Annotated in this window: 12 protein-coding genes; 10 read left to right on the forward strand and 2 right to left on the reverse strand. The window is 47.1% G+C overall.

What is annotated here, in order from left to right:
- Positions 1 to 9: 9 nt before the first annotated feature.
- Positions 10 to 1,950 (forward strand): heparinase II/III domain-containing protein, encoded by a 1,941-nt coding sequence (locus tag GWR21_RS02405; RefSeq protein ID WP_162330187.1) that lies wholly within the window; start codon positions 10 to 12, stop codon positions 1,948 to 1,950.
- Between the two features lie 183 nt (positions 1,951 to 2,133).
- On the opposite strand, the gene GWR21_RS02410 is transcribed toward GWR21_RS02405, so the two are convergent.
- Positions 2,134 to 3,267, reverse strand: coding sequence for a TlpA disulfide reductase family protein (locus GWR21_RS02410; RefSeq protein WP_162330188.1), 1,134 nt, complete (start codon positions 3,265 to 3,267; stop codon positions 2,134 to 2,136).
- A 459-nt stretch (positions 3,268 to 3,726) separates the two neighbouring features.
- On the opposite strand from GWR21_RS02410, the gene GWR21_RS02415 reads away from it, so the two are divergent.
- From GWR21_RS02415 to GWR21_RS02425, 3 genes are all read left to right on the forward strand, one after another.
- A complete protein-coding gene (locus tag GWR21_RS02415) occupies positions 3,727 to 4,089 on the forward strand; it encodes a hypothetical protein (protein WP_162330189.1) in 363 nt (120 codons plus the stop codon).
- A gap of 484 nt (positions 4,090 to 4,573) precedes the next feature.
- Positions 4,574 to 7,570, forward strand: a complete 2,997-nt coding sequence (locus GWR21_RS02420) for a SusC/RagA family TonB-linked outer membrane protein (RefSeq protein ID WP_162330190.1) — start codon at positions 4,574 to 4,576, stop codon at positions 7,568 to 7,570.
- A gap of 31 nt (positions 7,571 to 7,601) precedes the next feature.
- Positions 7,602 to 8,918: a RagB/SusD family nutrient uptake outer membrane protein gene (locus GWR21_RS02425; RefSeq protein WP_162330191.1), complete on the forward strand. Its 1,317-nt coding sequence runs from the start codon at positions 7,602 to 7,604 to the stop codon at positions 8,916 to 8,918.
- Between the two features lie 140 nt (positions 8,919 to 9,058).
- Here the strand turns inward: GWR21_RS02425 and GWR21_RS02430 are convergent, their stop codons facing one another.
- Positions 9,059 to 9,796, reverse strand: a complete 738-nt coding sequence (locus GWR21_RS02430) for an ROK family protein (protein ID WP_162330192.1) — start codon at positions 9,794 to 9,796, stop codon at positions 9,059 to 9,061.
- A gap of 252 nt (positions 9,797 to 10,048) precedes the next feature.
- On the opposite strand from GWR21_RS02430, the gene GWR21_RS02435 reads away from it, so the two are divergent.
- From GWR21_RS02435 to GWR21_RS02460, 6 genes are all read left to right on the forward strand, one after another.
- Entirely contained in the window at positions 10,049 to 10,420 is a 372-nt protein-coding gene (locus GWR21_RS02435; RefSeq protein WP_162330193.1) for a nuclear transport factor 2 family protein, read from the forward strand.
- Between the two features lie 220 nt (positions 10,421 to 10,640).
- Positions 10,641 to 10,844: a hypothetical protein gene (locus tag GWR21_RS02440; protein ID WP_162330194.1), complete on the forward strand. Its 204-nt coding sequence runs from the start codon at positions 10,641 to 10,643 to the stop codon at positions 10,842 to 10,844.
- A 188-nt stretch (positions 10,845 to 11,032) separates the two neighbouring features.
- A complete protein-coding gene (locus GWR21_RS02445; RefSeq protein ID WP_162330195.1) occupies positions 11,033 to 12,121 on the forward strand; it encodes an L-dopachrome tautomerase-related protein in 1,089 nt (362 codons plus the stop codon).
- Positions 12,122 to 12,270: 149 nt separating this feature from the next.
- Positions 12,271 to 12,912 (forward strand): hypothetical protein, encoded by a 642-nt coding sequence (locus tag GWR21_RS02450; RefSeq protein ID WP_162330196.1) that lies wholly within the window; start codon positions 12,271 to 12,273, stop codon positions 12,910 to 12,912.
- Positions 12,913 to 13,452: 540 nt separating this feature from the next.
- Entirely contained in the window at positions 13,453 to 16,941 is a 3,489-nt protein-coding gene (locus tag GWR21_RS02455) for a T9SS type B sorting domain-containing protein (protein ID WP_162330197.1), read from the forward strand.
- 92 nt (positions 16,942 to 17,033) lie between these two features.
- On the forward strand, positions 17,034 to 19,754 hold the full coding sequence (locus GWR21_RS02460) for a Kelch repeat-containing protein (RefSeq protein ID WP_162330198.1): 2,721 nt from the start codon (positions 17,034 to 17,036) through the stop codon (positions 19,752 to 19,754).
- The last annotated feature ends 57 nt before the right edge of the window (positions 19,755 to 19,811 follow it).

Below are 19,811 nucleotides of genomic sequence, written 5' to 3' on the forward strand. Positions count from 1 at the left end.
TGAAGCGTTATGAAAAGATGGATCGTTTTAACCGGCATACTGATCGTAAATAGTATCGGCCTGCGCGCGCAGGATTTGCTGAGCGGTCATTATACGAAAGCCGAACTGGCCGCGAAGCTGATACCGCAGGCCACATGGACGCCTTTCCCGCGTACGTCGGACCGGGAGGGCTGGAAACATGCAGATGCCGACATCGGGGCTGCCATTATACAGAAAGCGGAAGGCTACCTGGATTATGACTGGCCGGGTATACCTGCCACAAAATCATTACTGATCATCCGGACCGGAAACCGTACACAATACCAGGCTATAGCCGGTAAACGAAGAGAGGTGCTGGGTACGCTGTTACTGGCAGAAGTATATGAGAACAAGGGCCGTTTCATAGACCCTATCATTAATGGAGTATGGTCAGTTTGTGAAGAGTCTTTCTGGGGCGTACCAGCTCACCTGCCATCATCGTTTAAGGGATTGATGGATGTGTCGCAACCTTTTGTAGAATTGTTTTCAGCAGAGACAGCGACTTTGCTGGCGTGGGTGGATTATTTTCTTGGTCCGCAGCTGGATGCCGCGTCTCCCCAGATACGTAAAAGGATCTATTATGAAACCAACAGGCGCATCTTTGAGCCCCTGATGACCAAGCATCACGGCTGGATGGCAACTGGCGCCAATGGTAGGAGACCCAATAACTGGAATCCCTGGATCTGTTCCAACTGGCTGAATGCCGTATTGCTGCTGGAGCGGGATGATGATAAACGAACTGCGGCCGTGGCCAGGGTGCTGGGCGTACTGGATGCCTTTCTGAACCCTTATCCCGCAGATGGCGGTTGTGATGAAGGACCTGGTTACTGGGGTGCTGCGGCAGCTTCCCTATATGATAACATCGCCATGCTGAACCTGGCTACCAACAATGCATTTGAGTATGTATATGATGATAGGAAATTCGCCGAGATGGGTAAATTCATTTACAGGGCACAGATCAGCGAGCGTTATTTCCTGGACTTTGCGGATGCTGATCCGCAGCCCGGTATGGCGGCAGGCATGATCTATCGTTTCGGGAAAGACATCAAAGACGAGGAGATGATGCGCTTCGGCGCCTGGTACCTGAAAGGAGAGAACCAGTCGGCAGTTGGCGGGTATCACTTTTTCAGACGCCTGTTTGCCATTTTTATGCAGGACGAATTCAGAAAGGCGGAGAAAGGGCTATCCTTACCGGGAGATGTATGGTGGCCTGATCTGCAGGTGATGGTGGCCAGGGATAAGGAAGGCACTACGGATGGCTTTTTTGTAGCTGCGAAGGGCGGGCATAATGATGAAAGTCACAATCATAATGATATAGGCAACTACGTAGTGTACTATGACGGGCTGCCGGTACTGATCGATATTGGTCGTGGTACGTACACCGCAAAGACCTTCAGCAGCAAACGGTATGACATCTGGTACAACCGCTCCGATCATCATAATGTACCCACTGTAAATGGTTATCCGCAGTCGGCAGGTGCGCAGTTTAAGGCGCATAACGTGCTGTACAGGCATAACAGTAGTTCGGCGAGTCTGACGATGGATATCGGTCCATCTTATCCGGTGGCCGCTGGTATTGAAAGCTGGCAGCGGAGTATCCGGCTGACAAGGGGGAAGCAGGTGAACATCGATGATGTATTACAGCTGACAGCAGACGGAAAAGTGACAGAACACCTGATGACCTGCTATCCGGTGGAGGTCGTAAAGCCGGGGATGCTGGTCATTCACAGGCAGGAAGGTGGTACGTCGAAGGATTTTTATCTGCGTTATCCATCCGACCTGCTGGAGGCCAGTATTGAACAGATCCCGCTGGTGACAGAAGAGGATGGGGGCGTAAAGCAGAAGTGGGGCGATCATATTTACAGGATCAACCTGACTGGCGCCAATATAAAGGCAAAGAGTAAACTGGGTTTCACAGTAGGACTAAGGTAATAGGATATATATAAGTAAATAGCCCGTGCAGGTCCTGCACGGGCTATTTACTTATATATTGTGGGAATAGTTATAAACAAAAAAAGCCGGCAGGTTTTTGTGATATATAGAGATATCTCACGTGCCCCGCCGGGTTGCATTAATTCACTATGACTACTTGTTATGATTACACTCTTTACTTATTTATTTACCAAATATTCCGTTCAATTTTTCTGACAACTGAGTCCCTTTAACATTTCTTCCGATAATTTTGCCTGATGCGTCGATTAATACGTTCTGCGGAACTGCGTTAATATTATAAAGTTCAGCTACTTCGTTCTTCAGGAATCTCAGGTCGGATACATTGATACCGCTCATTTTATCATCAGCGATGGCCTGTAACCACTGTTCTTTGCGCTCATCCAGGGAAACGTTGATCACCACCAGATTCTTAGGATCGTATGCTTTGATGATCTGTTTCAGTTCCTGGTTCTCCATCCTGGAAGTAGCAGACCAGCTAGCCCAGAAGTTCAGCAACACCACTTTTCCTTTGTAAGAAGACAACATTATTTTGTTACCTTCTGTATCTTTCTGTCCGAACTCCGGTGCCTGTGCGCCGATAGCCGTATTTTTAGAGGTCTGAATTTTTTTAGCGTAGGCTTTACCTCTTACGGAGTTTCTCGTCTTTTCATTCAGTGCGTTGAACATCGGTTCAATTTCGCGGTAGTCGATAAAGTTACCGGCGTATTCTTCCAGGATGTCCAGGCTGATATACATATCGGTGTTCTTCTGAATGAATTCTTTCATGTGCTGTTTCCTGTAAGCCATTGCTGCGCGGAAATGCTCCATGTAGTCTCTTTTTGCAGCCAGTCCTTTATCCGATACATCATTCTGCAAGGTGTTGGACGATTCTGCGGTCAGCAGGGAGAGTTTCTCTTCTGCATCTTCCATGTGCTTCAGATAAACATCATAATCATCCTGTGATTTTGATCCGTTAGAGCTGAAGTTAGCTATATCTTCATCTGAAGTCAGCCACACGATCGCACCTGGTTCAACATAGAGGTGTGCGATATCCCTTGCATTAAAAAATGTCTGATGTTCTCCATCTCTGCTCACTGTCAGCAATACGTTGGTAGGGTAGGATACTGGTTTGTCGAAAGAGAAGTTACCATTGTCAACATCTGCTGAATCATATACACTCTTGCCATCGTAGTTATAACCGATATACACTTTGGCAGGCGCTTTCATTCTTCCGAGCTTTCCCTTTATCTGAAATGATTGTGACATTGCCGGCATCGCCATGCAGCAAGCCACTAGAACCGCTAAACCCTTATTCATCTGTTTTACCTTTATCATTGGTTACACGAAATATCTAAAGTATATCCAAAATTTAAACGCGCACTATTTTGAACCCTTTGCCTATAAGACAACATTTAAATCCCGATATGCGTACAAGGGTTTAAAATATTTTTTAAAGTATATGGATTTGGTATTTTTCTTTTCAGGCATTAGAAATATCAGATATGTTGTACGTTTACATGTGTAACTGATTTATTATATGTATGTTACGTGATTGTGAAGTGGCGGCAGATATCTAAAAACAGGGATTTCTCAGGCAATAAAGATTTTTATTAAGTATGTGATAGTCAGTATTTTATTTTTTTTGAAATATTTTTTCCGGGGTCTGTTTTTCATGCACGCGTGAGGGTAATAAATTTAAATTGGTTTTAAATATAAAAAATTGTTAAATTGTAATTAGAACGCGAACCTTTTTATTGATCTAAAGTATTTATCCCTATGATTAAGCGCACATTATACCTTTTTCTGACAGTTGTCTTCTTTATGACATCCCTGGGCACTATCATTGCCAGCCCAAATAAGGATAAAGCAGGATTCACGGAAATCGGTCACCAGACAGACGGGAATTACTACTATACCTTTTATGCAGACCTCTCAAAGGATCCCAATGCAATTGCCTATATACAGGTACAAAGAAATTCCACAGGAGAAATACTCAAACTGGATAATTTCAGGGGCAATGTACTTTTCGGTCAGCCATTATTCTCTATAAAAGATAAAGCGACCGTATCTTTCTACGACGGCGCGAAACTGATATCAAAAGATCTTACTGGTGTGATTGAAGGTGGTGTAAAACCTTAGTCACAGTTTCATGAGCTTATAATACTGTCCTGGGCCCTGTTAGTCATAACAGGGCTTGGAGTGTTTCACATAGATATTGCTGTGATCAATTGTCGATACGGCGGGTACCCCTGTTGTTTTTTTGATGTCTCAAGCGGTAACAGTGTAATGAGTATATGTGCCCTAAAATGCATAATAATCAATGTGTGAAGGCTGAAAAATATAACGTAATTCAACCAAACAAAAAAAAGTTAAATGCATTGAGTTTTTCGTAATCTGCTGATCCAAATTCGACGTTATAACAGACCGGCTTTATGAGAAACCCTGCTTACGTGAAAAATGTATATGACAGCCGATAGTTGACCGCCAGACAGGAAACCACAATGAACATTCATCTGTTAAGTTAACAGAGACTGGATTCTTAGCACGTATCGACCAAAATCATTAAACAGGCCATGAAACTGTAGCTTTTTTATCAAACATCAATATCTAAATCGCACAAGCTATGCTTCTACCCAAAACCGGCTTGCTTGTATTGCTATTTTTATGCAGTACACTGGCACTATTTGCGCAGCAAAACATTTCAGGTAAGATCAGGGACGCTGTGAATGGTAAACCTATCCCCGGTGTTACCGTCAGGATACAAGGTACCAATCGCGGCGCTATCTCTGACGCCAATGGTAGTTACCAGTTGTCACTTCCCTCAGGTAACAACACCTTACTCGTGTCTTTCACCGGCTACAAGACACAAACCGTCAAGGTCACTTCCGGTAGCAACAATGTTGACATCACGCTGGAAGAAGACTTTGCCAGACTGGATGAAATAGTTGTAACAGGTCTTGCCACCAGTGTGAAACGTAGTAACCTGGCCAATACCGTTGTGACCATTAATGCGAATCAGCTCACAGGTGCCGCCCCGGCACAAACCTTTGATGCCGCCCTCAGTGGTAAAGTTCCCGGCGCATTGATCACCGCTAACTCAGGTGCGCCAGGTGGTGGTATCTCCGTTAAGATGAGAGGTATCACTTCTGTATTCGGTAATTCTCAGCCACTGTATGTTGTGGATGGCATCTTCTTTAACAACAGCAGTATTCCTGCCGGATTGAACGATGTAACCGGCGCCGCTACTGCCGGTAACCCCAATAACCAGGATAACCCCTCCAGCCGTATCGCTGACCTCAACCCCGCTGATATTGAAAACATAGAAGTGCTGAAAGGTGCTTCCGCTGCTGCCCTCTATGGTGCAAAAGCTGCTGCTGGTGTCGTGATCATCACTACCAAGAAAGGCCGCGCAGGTAAAACCAAAGTAACCGTGAACCATGAAACCGGCTTTGCCAAGGTAAGACACCTCATGGGCATTCGTACGTTTAACGCTGACCGTGCCGCTGATCTGGCTGGTGCTGCTGATAACCCCGATCCTGTGATCCAGCAGAGACGTCAGGCTTTCAGAGACCAGTATAACGCTGCCGCCACTGCCGGTAAGATCTTCAATTACGAAGAGGAAATGTATGGTGAAACAGGACTGATCCTTAACACCGGCCTGTCTATCAGTGGTGGTAGTGACAAGACAACCTTCTATCTTGCCGGTAACCGCAGACAGGAAGATGGTATCGTGAAAAATACCGGTTACTTCAATAACTCCGCACGTGTAAATATTGATCATAAACTGACGGATTTTATTTCTCTCGCCGTTACAATGAACTATATTCATTCCAATGCAGACAGAGGGCTGACCAATAACGATAACAACGGTGTGACCTATGGCGTCGCATTGTCTTCTACACCCGATTTCGTAGATCTGCATCCGAACGCGCTGGGTGAGTATCCGCGTAATCCATTTGCGGCTTCTAATCCGCTGGAGACCCGCGACAAAATGGAGAACAACGAAATGACCAACCGTTTTGTAGGTGGTGCCAACCTGGATGTTCGTTTGCAGCAAAGTAAAACCTCTACCACCAAATTTATAGGCCGTGGTGGTGTAGACTACTTTAATTATAAAACAGCCGCGCTCTTCCCCCGCGATCTGCAATTCGAAGAGAATGCATTACAGGGCCATTCTATACAGGGTAATACCAATAACATCAACACCAACCTCGCAGGTTTCCTGGCTAATACCTTCTCACCAGGTGAGAATCTGAGCCTGACCAGTACTGTAGGCGCCACACTGGAAACAGGTTACTTTGACAACATCGTGACTGTGGCAACCAACCTGGTATCCGGACAAAGCAACCTGGATGCGAGTGCGAACACGGCAACCCGTCAGTTCAGACAGAAATACCGCGATAACGGTATTTTCATACAGGAAGACCTTTCGCTGCTTGATGCGATCACCCTGAGTGGTGGCGTACGTTTTGACCGCTCTACCAATAACGGTAATTACAAGAAATACTATGTATTCCCTAAAGCCGCCGCCTCCTGGAACATTGCGAGAATGAAATTCTGGAAGGTAGATGCCATCCAGAGTCTGAAGCTACGCGCCGCATACGGCCAGTCGGCAAACGTACCGCCTTATGGCAGTAAGTTCACCGCTATGCTGGGTAGTAATATTGGTGGTTATCCCGGAGTACTGGTAGATAACCTGCTGGGTAATCCGGATATCAAACCGGAACGTCAGGCAGAATTTGAAACAGGCCTGGACATCAGTGCATGGCAGGGCCGTGTGAACCTGGAAGCCACTTATTACAATAAACGTATCCAGGACGTATTACTTCGTCACGCATTGCCGGGTTCCTCTGGTTACGCGAACGAATGGAAGAACAGTGGCGACCTTAGAAACAAGGGGATCGAACTGGGACTGACCGTTATTCCTATTAATAACAAATATGTGAAATGGAGCTCTACCTTCAACTGGTGGCGTAACCGCTCGAAGGTCACCAAACTGCTGATCCCTGCGTACGCCATTGGTGCATTCGGTAACTCACTCGGTACTTTCTACCTGGAAGAAGGCGAGCCCGCTACGCAGATCAAGGGGACCGTAGGTAGTGACCTGAAACTGATCGGCAACTCTGAACCGAAATTCCAGATGAGCTTCTTTGATGAGATCACTTTCTTTAAAGACTTCACTCTTCGCTTCCTGGTACACTGGAAGAAAGGAGGTGACAACATTAACCTGACCCAGTTGCTGACTGACCTTGGTCAGACCTCATTCGACTATGATGACATCCTCCATGGACAAAAAGCCGGTGTATACCGCACAGGTGCCGGGGATGCTTCTATCTATGTACAGGATGCGTCCTATGTACGTATCCGTGAGATCGGCCTTTATTACAATGTGCCGGTGAAGAATACAAAAGTGGTGAAAGGTGTTCGCCTGGGTGTATCGGCGAATAACTTCTTTACCTGGACAAATTACGTAGGATATGATCCGGAAGTGTCCAACTTCGGCAGTAATACCATTACCACGTCCACCAGCCGGGGTAGTAATGGTTTGTCTACCGGTGTGGACGTAACGCCATTCCCGGCTTCCAAAAGAGCCAGTTTCCATGTAGCTGTTGACTTCTGATCATTTTTCCACTTGTTAAAACTTATTACACATGAAGAACTACTTCTTAATCATAACCGCCGCTGTTAGCATGCTGCTCCTCAATGCCTGTCAGAAAGGAGAGATCAACAGTCTGAATACGCCCGTGGTAGGAACGATCTCCGGTAATCCTTCCAGGAGCGATCTGTTTAACCTCGTAACGGGTATTGAATCAGGGATGCGTAACAACTATGCCGGTTATCTCGATGGTACCGGTGTGATCGGAAGGGAGATCTACCGCTTCTCCGGCTCTGAGCCGCGTTATACCACAGACCTGTTAGGTGGAGGTACGAGGATACTGGATAATAACACTTTCTATCTCACGAATCCCTGGGGTTCCCGGTATCAGGTAATGAGACAGTGCTTTGTACTGCTGGATGCGGCCCGGAATGCCCGTACGGCTATCGCTTCTGATGCGCAGAAGAAGGCCTTTTCCGGTTTTGCAAAGACGATCATCGGCTATCAGCTGTTGCTGAACATCAATATGACGGATTCCAGTGGTGCACGTATACCCGTTCCTAACGGTGCTGCTTTAGGGCCTGTGATCACTGATCCTGGTGTGGTGATGGACTCGGTGCTGAAGTTCCTCGACGAGGGTAAGAACGACCTGACAGGTGCAGAGGTGATCTTCCCTTTATCAAACGGTTTTGCCGGATTTAAAGATGCGGCCGGCCTGCTACAGTTCAACCGTGCGATTGCCGCAAGGGTACTGATCTACAGGAAGCAATGGACGAATGCGCTGACTGCACTGAATGAGTCCTTCTTCGATCTGAATGGCCCATTGAATAACGGTGTATTCCATTACTTCTCCACCAACGGTGGTGACCTGGCCAATACCATGTACCTGGCGCCGAATACCAATGGTGAGGTAAGGGTGTCTCATCCGTCTTATGCGGCTAATATCCTGGCGGGTGATGACCGTCTGGCAAAGACGGCCCTGCGTAATACGCCCATCAGCCAGAATGGCCTGACCGGTACGCGCGATGTCGTACTCTGGAGTTCTCTGAACGCACCTGTCAGCATTATCCGCAATGAAGAGCTGATCCTCATCTATGCGGAAGCGAAGATCCAGTCAGGCGCTCTGCCAGACGCGATCGTTGCTTTCAACCGGCTCAGGGCATTACATAACCTGACGCCTTATGCCGGCGCTGTAACAAATGCTGCCTTAATATCAGAATTATTATACCACAGGCGTTATTCTTTATTCATGGAAGGACATCGCTGGATAGATCTGAGACGCTATAACTTATTGGGCACACTGCCGAAAGACAGGCCCGACGATGATGTGTGGACGCGGTACCCATTGCCGCAGAATGAGAGTAATCTGTGATTGTTTAGTCAGAAAGGGCGCTTGCAGTGGCGCCCTTTTATTTTTCCGGTCGTCAGTACCAATAGGGGTATACAGAATAAAAAACGAAGCCGGGTACAGTTCCGTACCCGGCTTCGCCTTTTATAGCAGGTTCGTTCGCATTACCTCGGATGATTGGTACTGATATGGTACTTATCTTCCAGGTCCCAGAGTCTGGCGCCCCCTTTGATTCCCTGCTTATTAGTAAAGATATGGATATTGTCATCCAGCGGGATGGTGAGTTCCTTGGCACTGCCGCCACCTATATACAGCCGGTCATAGTTAAAGACGGTTTTCAGGATCTCCAGTACCTTCTCCATGCGCTTGTTCCACTTTTCCTTACCTTCTTCTTCCAGCGCCTTATTACCGATATATTCATCATAGTCGTGTTCCTTGGTCACCGGATGGTGTGCGATCTCCAGATGGGGTAGCAGGTAACCGTCGATCAGCACTGCCGTACCGAAGCCGGTCCCCAATGTGACTGCGAGTTCATACCCCTTACCGCTAACTACGCCAAGTCCCAGTTGATCCGCATCATTAACTAGTCTGACCGGCTTTCTAAGCAGGTCAGCGATCTGCTGTCCCAGGTCGATGTTTTTCCAGTGAGGGTTACCGAGGTTGGGAGCGGTGTAGACCACTCCATTACGCACGTAACCGGGAAAGCCGACCGATATTTTGTCAAAGGCCGGCATATCCTCCACCAGTGTGGAGATCGTTGCTAATACATCAGTGGGTGTCGCCCCTTTGGGAGTCGGCAGCCGTTTGTATTCCATCTGCCATTCGCCTTTGCTGTTCAGGATAGTCCCTTTAATGTGAGAACCACCTACGTCTATTGCCAGTATCTGATCGGATGAAGCCATTGTATGGTGTTTATTTGATGACTCCGATGAAGGTACAAATACCAGGCCTGTCTTTTGGCAAAAATTAGGAATCGGGAATGAGGAATGAAGAACCGGAATGGTAATTAGTGCTTTTCAATTATAGGAATAAGGTGCGTCATTTGTTGACTGCGTAGTTTCTTTTGCTTAACTTAATAAAGGAAAATAAGGTGAGTAGGCTGTTTGGCGAACCAATTCTTGATTTCTAATTCTTGATTCCTAATTATTTCTATTATGACTGCGAATAAGCAAACAGTGACCCGCTACATGGAAGGGTTCAGGAACAGTGACCATGAAATGGTACGTGCCTGCCTGACAGAAGATGTGTTGTGGGAGATGCCGGGCTTTTACCAGTTGACAGGCAAAGCGTCGTTTGACAGGGAGATGGAAGATGATGCCTTTGAACGCCAGCCGGATATTACCGTCACACGAATGGTCGAGGAAGATGATATTGTGATCGCTGAAGGAAAGATTCGTTCTAAACGGAAGGATGGGGCGGTGCTGGAAGCCGCCTTCTGTGATGTCTTTCATATGGAAGATGGGAAGATCAGACAGGTGACGAGTTATCTCATGGAAAAGAAAGAAGTAGCACCTGTTTTTGAGTAGACATTTCAGTGAAATGCTATACATATTATATCCCTGCCTGGCCGCTTTTAGCGGCCTTGTTTGTTTATGGCCAGCCACCGGATTTAACCTCTCACTAACAGGGGAAAAATACCTGTTAACATGGTATTGATTAAATGCATTCCGTTAGTCGCTATCATTGTGACCATCAATGGACAGACTATTTCGTGGGAAGGAATAAAAATACACCCCATGTTTCGATGTGAATGATATTGTTGGTGATATGCATGTATCCGATATTTCCATCTTCGTCGCTGACTGTGTCCTTTTCTGTCCTGATCATGCACTGAAGGAAAAAGGTAACCTGAACCTCAACAGGGATAATACGGTAGGTGAGCTGAAAGCTAGTATGACAAAGGCTTTCCTCGATCTTACTCACCGACGTTTGAATCCTGTTTGGGCTTAATAGTTCAAAAAGGGAAGGGCCGTCAGCGGACACTCTTTTTTATTGCGTGCCCGTGTCTGCTGCTGATGGGAGTAATTGCTACAATTTAACCTTATTGGGAACAGTCAGGTCAGCGGGCAACCAGGTTTCCCCTGTACCTGGTTATTGGCATAATGTTGTGTGCTCTGACATTATTAAAATGATGTTGTATGAAAAGCACTATTGTAAACATTGCCGTGGCCCTGGCTATTACCTCGCTGGGCGCCTGCTCCAGAGATGACGATCACCCGGGAGATAAACTGGAACTCGTCTTTGAAGATAATACCTATCAGCTGACAGGAGTAGCAAAAGAATCCAACGGTCGCTTACTGGTCAATTATCCGCGTTGGTCAGATCGCTATCAGTATGCGGTCGTAACTACGAGTGGAAAGACAGGCAAAGTGCCTTACCCGGATGTGTCAACCAACGAGTGGCAGCATGGTCTTTCTGGTTTGAACAAATGGGTGTGTGTACAGTCGGTTTACTTTGATGATGGGGGTACACTCTGGGTGCTCGATCCGTCAGCCCCCCGATTAGAAACTATTCAGGGTAATGGTGCGAAACTGGTGAAGATGGATAAACAGTCTAATACCATCAGTCGCACCTATTCATTTACTAATATACTTGCGGATACCTCGTATGTGAATGATGTGCGTGTAGATGTCAAAAGGCAGTATGCTTATCTGACGGAGTCCAAAGGGGGCGGGATCATTGTAGCAGACCTTGCCGACGGACGGATGCGTCGTGTATTACAGGCACACTATTCCACCATCTCAGACCCTGCCTATAAATTCATCATTGATGGAAGGGAGCTGATGAAAGATGGCAGACCTGCCAAGTTCAATTCAGATGGTATTGCATTGACACCGGACGGTGACTGGCTGTATTATAAGCCGCTGTCTGATGACAAGCTTTATCGTATAAAGACCGAATATCTGCGGGACTGGAACAGGACAGATGGTGACCTGGGAAGCAGGGTGGAAGACCTCGGTCATTTCACCACCACCGATGGAATGATCTTTGACGCCAAAGGCAACCTCTACCTCGGCGACCTGCAGGGATACCGGATCGTTAAACTGGATACAAATCTCAAGATGACAACTATCGTGAAAGACGACCGGCTGATATGGCCTGATAGCTACTCCATTGCAGATGGTTACCTGTATATCAGCTGTTCGCAGATACAGAAACAGCCTGACTATAATAATGGCATCGACAAACGAACTTCTCCCTATACAGTGTACCGGATCAAAATATAGCGCCCGAACAACAAATAAAAAGGACTGTCCTGCGGCAGTCTCTTTTTATTTTTGGGTATTGTAATCGGCTGGAAATAACAAAAAAAAGTAAATTGCAGGTAATAAACAATTTGTTATCCCCGGCTACGTGTAGCTTTAAAACGAGAATTATGCTTAGAAGTAATGATGCAGCCAGATTCTGGAACTGGTTTGAGCAAAGGAATGAGGACTTCCGTTTTTTCAGAGAAATGGATCAGGACGAGATCGTTAGTTTATTTGATGAACTGACGGAGCAGCTGCATTTGTACTGCACGAGCCTGTACTTTGAAATGCGCGTGGATGAACAGAACCAGGGCGAACTGGTGATCACTGCCAATTGCGACCAGGATTTCTTTGATGATGCGGAATATCTCGTCGGGAAAGCACCTCAGATAGAGCGCTGGACGTTTACTGCGCTTATTCAGGCAGACAGTGACGGTGGAACAATTGAGTACGGGGAACTGGAGCTGATAGCAGAAGATATGTGGTTCACTGCAGTGGAAGATCCAGACCTTCCTGAAAAACTGAATATCGTTGTCCATATCAGCGATTACGAATCCCTTAAGCAGAATGAGAATCTTGATGATGCTGTGTTTATTTTGCTGCAAAGTCTTCTCGGTGAGAAGTCGTTTGCAGAGAATATCAGTGTATATATAGTCAGGGATTTACCCGAATCTATGGAGGAAGATGAATTCCCCACATTAGATACGTTGCCTGCATACATTGCTTACCTGAAGTCGGAGCGTAATACGGCGATGGGGAATTTGTCGTAGCATCAGGAGCAGGAATTTAACATTGCCAGTCATTCCAAATATTTTAATGGGCTATATCTGTAAGGATGGAGCCCTTTTCTATTTTATAAAACAGGTATTCATCACATCATCTCCGCCGCATTCCAATTCCTGATTATGGTATCCCTTAAGGATCAGCGACCTGCAACCGGATATTTATTTTATCCGATATAAAGATTGGCACAAGGAAGCCGGGGGGTGGAATAATATTACTGGCGCCAGGCAGTAGTCCTAACCGGATCAGTGTTCTCCCAGCTCTCCATCAGGCGCTGGGGGGACAAGCCATCTGTCCCTGTATCTGACCGTATTCAGTCCTTCATAGCCCCTGGATTTAAAAATGTGGATAATAAAATATCAGTGTTAATGATACTGATAGTTAACTTATTGTGCAGTGGACAAGCAACTGAGCAGGTGAAATCTGGTCTGGAATCGTCGTGTGATATTACATTCTTGATAAATATGTGTATTTTTCGGCCCGGTAGCATTAGAGAAACTGCTAAAATATCCCGAATACTGATTAATATGAAACCTACAGGTGTTAAACTCCTGCTTATTACCATATCTATCTTTTGTATCTTTTCTTCAGCCAGCGCAGCTGTTTTTACCGTTACAACACAGGCTGACAGCGGTCCCGGTTCACTAAGAGACGCAATTACAAAAGCTAACAGCAACGGTATTACGGAGAAAGACTATATCTACTTTAATATTTCTGTCACCTCACCGGCACGGCCAGTGATCACGCTGAACAGCGATCTGCCCGCTTTGAGCAGTAACATCGTCGTGGATGCGTCCACGCAGGCATCATCTGTATACGGGGTCAGTACTGCAAGGGTGATGCTCATGAGAGATAATAATCTGAATACTTTTTATGCACTCAGTATCGCCAATGCTGTTGGCGTGGAGATCTATGGCCTGGTGCTCGCAACCAATGGTACCGTGGGAGAGAGCTATGGTATTCAGATCACAGGTACTTCTTCTGATATTACGATCGGGGGCACCGGTAAGGGCAATGTGATCTATGGTTATCGCTACGGCATTCATGGCGTAGCACCGAATGCCGATCCGAAGACCATCAGTAATGTCATCATACAGAGTAATATTATCGGGATGAAAGAAGATGGCCAGATCGCTGCGGATGCTTATTCCTGTTTTCAGCCCGTCTTAATTACGCGGCTGGACGGCGTGACATTAGGTGGTAACAGGGTCGATCTGGGTAATACTATTGCAGGTACCGGCACAGGAGTATTTCTTTCGCTGGATGCAGGAAATGCCCTTGTTGCTTTTAATAAGATCGGTACAGATGTCGATGGTACGGCTGCTACTGCCTCTCCGTTTTTTCAGGAGCAATACCTGGGGGTCTCAGGTGCTACAAACGGTACCGTGGCAGTGACGGATAACCTGATCGCAGGTCAGAGTTTATATGGCATATCACTGTCCGGTTTGCGTAACAGTACTTTCAGGATCCAGCGTAATGAGATCGGAACGGAGATCACTGGTACGGCGGTACTGGGACAACGTTCATCGGGTATTCTGATCAGCGATTGTGCAAAGGGTACGATCGGTGGTACTATGTCAGACAAGAACATCATTGCCGGCTGTTATGATGTACCCGTATACGTGATTGCCTCTTATCAGGTAACTGTCTCACAGAATGAAATGTTCTGTAATAACAATACGACCATCATTTCCGCTCCGGCAAACAGTATACAGCTGGCCCGGTGGAATCCCGCAGATGGAAGACCAGCACCTTTTGTACACGTACTTACCTGTAACGCCACTACCATCAGCGGTACGGCCACTCCTAATGCAAAGATGGAAGCATTTGTTCCTTTCAAATGTGGTAACGGCCGTAAATGTGATGGCAGAAATTATATAGAAACATTCTTTGCAGGGGCAGATGGTAAATGGTCATACGCACTGAAAGGACGCGATGGGGTGATCTTCTCTGCCACGGATCCTTCCGGTGCTACTTCTGATTACAGCAATCCGGTGTGGAGTGAAGACATCCTGCAGAACATTACCCATACTGCCTGCGGAAAGACGACTGGTAGTATCAATAACCGCATTCTGTACAATGCTATGCCTTTCCACTGGGAAGATGAAAATGGTAACACCGTCGGTACCGATACTTCGCTGATAAATGTACCCGCAGGTAAATACAGACTGGTGATGTATGGTGCGGGTTGTAATAAACCGGAGTGTATTGAATACTCTCCCTTTTTTGAAGTAGAGAACAGGACGCCGCTCGTCCAGGCAGCTGGCGGCATTATCACGCCCGCTACCTGTGGCTTTAATAATGGTAGTATCTCCAACCTGGTGTTCAAAGGGATCAACCTGAAAATCAAATGGTATAACGCTACTGCACCCGCGGTAACTATAGGGCGGTTGGGCAGTATCAGCAATCTGTCTCCGGGTACCTATTTTGTGGAGATCACGGATACGGTGAATGGTTGTGCTGCCACTGGCGGTCCCTTTGAAATAAAGGCCATTAATGCCCCTGTGCTGGACGTAAGTGGCCTGCTTTTACAGGACGCAGCATGTAGTCAGCCGACGGGCAGTATCACTGGTCTGAAAGTAACCGGCACCGGTACACTTACCTATACCTGGACAAATGCCACAGGCGCCACCGTTGGTAATACGACAGACCTGGTGAACATTCCTGCAGGCACGTATACATTGGCTTTTTCAGATCAGTCGGGATGTCCGGCAGCACCTTCACAACCGTTTGTAATAGCGGCTCCTGGCAATATCGTCATCGACAGGACAGGCCTCGTTGTCACAGAGGCTGCCTGCACGGCCGATAATGGCAGTATCACTGGTTTACGGGCCATTAATGCGGAACGTATCCGCTGGATGGATGTGAATGGCGCAGTACTTGGTACAGGCCTTGACCTGACGAACCTCGCACCGGGCAATTACCGCCTGGAGATCACCAATGCCTATGGTTGTAATGCAACGCAGGATTTTGATATTGAACGACACCAGCCGACGCTGATCACGATGACCAGTTCCAATACCGTGCATCCGGTTTGTAATATGAATAATGGTAGCGTGACCAATCTGGTATTAACAGGAGGGACGCCATTGAGCTACCGCTGGCTGGACCGAAATGATGCAGAGGTCAGCAATGCCAGCGACCTGCTGAACGTGGGAGATGGGGTGTTCAGGCTATATGTAACTGATGTGGAGCAATGTGAACAGCTGGTCTCTACGATCATCCTGAGGACCCCCAATTTACCACATATTGATGCGTCCTTTGTGTCTATACTGGATGACGTTTGCAGCATGACCTCCGGTATGATCACCGGTGTGGCAGTAGATGGCAAGGAGCCTTTGTCCTACGCCTGGCTGAATCCCGATAGTGCGATCGTCTCAAACAGCCTGCATGCCGAGGCGCTGCCAGGTGGCTATGCTTATACCCTGCGGGTAACGGATGGGTATGGCTGTGTTGTATACGGTCAGCCGATCACGATCGAGGCTGTCGACATCCTCTTATTGGCGCCTGCTGTCAAAGAGGCGATCATTATGAAAGGTATGCCAGCAACTATCAAGGTAAATAACCGGAACCAGGGTACTTATTATCTTTTCAAACCTGGTACTGAATGGTCGATGAATAATGCTACCGGAGAGTTCACGATAGATGAGATCACCACTACCACGACCTTTGGCATTTACTATCAGTTCGGAGAATGTATCAGTCCGACGACCTATTTTAAGGTGGACGTGATCGATGCCATCAAAATATATGCCCCTACAGCATTCTCACCTAATGGTGACGGTCAGAACGATATTTTCAGGCCGAGAGGCATCGGCGTATCTTCCTATACACTGTTCTCTGTAATGGATCGCTGGGGCAATCCGGTATTTAGCACCAAAGATATCAATACCGGATGGGATGGCACCTTCCGTGGGAAAAGGGTAGAGACGGGTGGTTATGTGTGGCTGGTACAGGGAATAGACATCCTCGGGCAACCTGTCCAGGAGAAAGGGGCGGTGCTGGTGGTGTACTGATCCGGGCCGAAAAAAATGTAGCGGGGATTGCGCAATACAACTTAATATTGTTTTTTTGCTTAAGTATGTATCGATCTTTCCTCACTATATTTTTGTTAATCATTTTCAGTACGGCTGGACGGGCACAATCTTATTTATCCTATGGACTGGCATTTAACGGACATGAGGCAGTAGCCGAAAAGAGGACTGCGTTTGAAATCGGTACGCTGCAGCCGCTTTGTTTGTCTGGTGTGGTGAAGCTGGAATTTGACCTGAACTTTGTTTCCTATCATCATATTTACTTTGGTTACATCCTCCGTATTATCAATGGTAATCAGAATATTGATCTGATCTATGACCAGCGGATGTCGCTGTTCCGGGTTATCTCCGGGCAGAAATTCTTTAACATCTCTTTTGCTGCTGAACCTTACCGGCTCTACAATGAATGGAACCGGTTGGTTATTACATTAGATGCGGGCAACCAGCAGCTCTCTCTTTCATTTAATGACCAGCCTGTCGGCAGTGCCGCCTTTGCGTTTAAAGGCGATTGTTTCCGTTTCCTGTATGGGGCCAATGATGATGAACGTTTCCATACCCGTGACATTCCGCCTATGCGTATCAAGGACATCCGGATCATTCATGATAACTACCTGCGCCATCACTGGCCGCTTGAATCGGTTGCGGACACTTTATGTTATGATGCGGTTGGTCATATACCTGCGAAGGTAAAAAATGGTGTGTGGCTGAAACCTGATCATCAGCACTGGCGTGTGGCCGGCGATTTCCAATTGAACGGGAACGCCGTAGCCGCTTTTGACAGCAGGAATGAACAGTTGCTGATTGCCGGTGTAGACTCCGTGATCACCTACGACCTGCGTCAGCCGCAACGGCCACGCACGGCCCGGTCAGCCAGACAGGAGAACATCCTGGTTGGGTGCCAGGGCATTTATGATACGCTGTCCGATCGTTTCTATGACTACTACATTGATCATCGTAAAGTGGCTGCATACGATCCTGCTGCCGGTAAATGGAGCAGCACATTTCCGGATACCATCCTGACGGAATACTGGCATGCGAATAAATTCATCTCTCCGGTCGATTCGTCGTTATATGTCATTGGGGGATATGGTCAGCTAAAATATAAGAACCAGGTACAGCGGTATGACTTCCGCACGGGGCGATGGGAGACGCTGTCTGTCGCTGGCGATCACTTTCCGCCCCGATATCTGGCTGGGCTGGGCATTAATGCCACAGGCGATACAGCTTTTATTGCAGGTGGTTATGGCAGTACAACCGGCGATCAGATGCTGGATCCCGGAGTGTATTATGACTTTTTTTCTTTTGACGTCCGTACCCGTACGTTCTCCCGGCGTTTCAATTTCGATAAGATACATGGCCGTTTTACATTTGCGAACAGTCTGGTCATTGATGCGAAGCGCCGTCAGTATTACGGACTGGTATTCTCCAAGGATAGTTTCAATTCGAATCTTCAGTTGTTGCAGGGCTCACTGGATAGGCCGATGTACAAACTAACGGGGACTGCTATACCGTACTCGTTTTATGATGTACAATCCTTTGCTGATCTGTACTTCGCCCCCGGAGCGGGTAAACTGATTGCCATCACGCTCCTGTACGATGACCAGGAATTGCCTAAGCGGCAAACGAAGGTGAAGATCTACACAATTGACTTTCCTCCGCTGGATCTTGATAACGAAGTTGCGGCTACATTGGACGTCACTGAGCATGGTCATTCGTATCAGTGGGTCATCGCGATCTCGCTGTTTTTACTCGGTTATGGCATCATTTTGTGGTATTCATTCCGTAAGGACAGGCGGTTGAAGCACAATCAGGCCCCTATGCATCCTGATTCGCCGCAACATCCAGTTGCCCATAGCGCCGCTGGGCAGCCGGCAGCAACGGAACCGGGCGCAATGCCAACGGTGCCGTCATCAACACCTGCACCTGACATTGAGCCCGATACAGGCGACGCCATCTGCGAAGGATCAGCTATCCCGGTCACTCAGATGAAGACTTCGTTTGCCGTTCCCATTGATGTAACCTTACCAACATCTTTACCAGAAAATGCATATTCTCCTCCAGTTGATGTGCCTTCGTCCGCACAATCTTCTATACAGTTATTTGGTCCTTTTCAGGCTTTTAATGAGTTGGGTACGGAGGTGACGGGGCTCTTCACGCCGCTCATGAAGGAACTGCTATTGCTGATCCTGATCTATACTGTCAGAACAGGGCAGGGGATCACATCTGACGAATTAAATGAAGTGCTCTGGAGTGGTAAATCTGCCAAGGATGCCAAGAACAACCGTTCCGTCAATCTCGCGAAGCTGAAAGGTATTCTTGAAAAGATCGGCCACTGTATGTTGTACAAGAACTCCGTCTATTGGCAATTTCAGTATACGGAAGGGAAATTCTATCTTGACTATGAGGAATTTATACGTCTTACTAAAACTAAAGCTACGCCTGACAGGTCGTTGATAACGGCGCTGCTGAAGATCGTCGAATCAGGTGCTTTCCTGGCGAAAACGGAGTACGGCTGGCTGGATGATGTGAAGGCGGAAGTGAGTAATGCTGTCATTGACATCAGTCTGGCGTATCTGAAACGGGAACCGGCTGATGCTGAGTTTGTGATTCGTATTACTAATGCGATTTTCTTTTTTGATCGTCTGAATGAAGAGGCCCTGGAGTTTAAGTGTAAGAGCCTGGTGCAGTTGCGCCGGTATTCTCTGGCGAATAATACCTATGAGAAGTTTGTGAAAGATTACAGGGAGATCTATGGGGAGGAGTTTTATAAGTCTTTTAATGAGGTGATCCGGTAGATTCTTTCTTAGGGTGACTGGGGCCAGGTGGGCATAAGTTGTTTCGGGGAAACAGGA

Source organism: Chitinophaga agri, from assembly GCF_010093065.1.
GTDB classification, from domain to species: Bacteria; Bacteroidota; Bacteroidia; order Chitinophagales; family Chitinophagaceae; genus Chitinophaga; species Chitinophaga agri.

Coding starts and splice junctions, on each gene's coding strand:
- GWR21_RS02405 (WP_162330187.1), top strand. CDS start 10: ATGAAAAGATGGATCGTTTTAACCGGCATACTGATCGTAAATAGTATC.
- GWR21_RS02410 (WP_162330188.1), bottom strand. CDS start 3,267: ATGAATAAGGGTTTAGCGGTTCTAGTGGCTTGCTGCATGGCGATGCCG.
- GWR21_RS02415 (WP_162330189.1), top strand. CDS start 3,727: ATGATTAAGCGCACATTATACCTTTTTCTGACAGTTGTCTTCTTTATG.
- GWR21_RS02420 (WP_162330190.1), top strand. CDS start 4,574: ATGCTTCTACCCAAAACCGGCTTGCTTGTATTGCTATTTTTATGCAGT.
- GWR21_RS02425 (WP_162330191.1), top strand. CDS start 7,602: ATGAAGAACTACTTCTTAATCATAACCGCCGCTGTTAGCATGCTGCTC.
- GWR21_RS02430 (WP_162330192.1), bottom strand. CDS start 9,796: ATGGCTTCATCCGATCAGATACTGGCAATAGACGTAGGTGGTTCTCAC.
- GWR21_RS02435 (WP_162330193.1), top strand. CDS start 10,049: ATGACTGCGAATAAGCAAACAGTGACCCGCTACATGGAAGGGTTCAGG.
- GWR21_RS02445 (WP_162330195.1), top strand. CDS start 11,033: ATGAAAAGCACTATTGTAAACATTGCCGTGGCCCTGGCTATTACCTCG.
- GWR21_RS02450 (WP_162330196.1), top strand. CDS start 12,271: ATGCTTAGAAGTAATGATGCAGCCAGATTCTGGAACTGGTTTGAGCAA.
- GWR21_RS02455 (WP_162330197.1), top strand. CDS start 13,453: ATGAAACCTACAGGTGTTAAACTCCTGCTTATTACCATATCTATCTTT.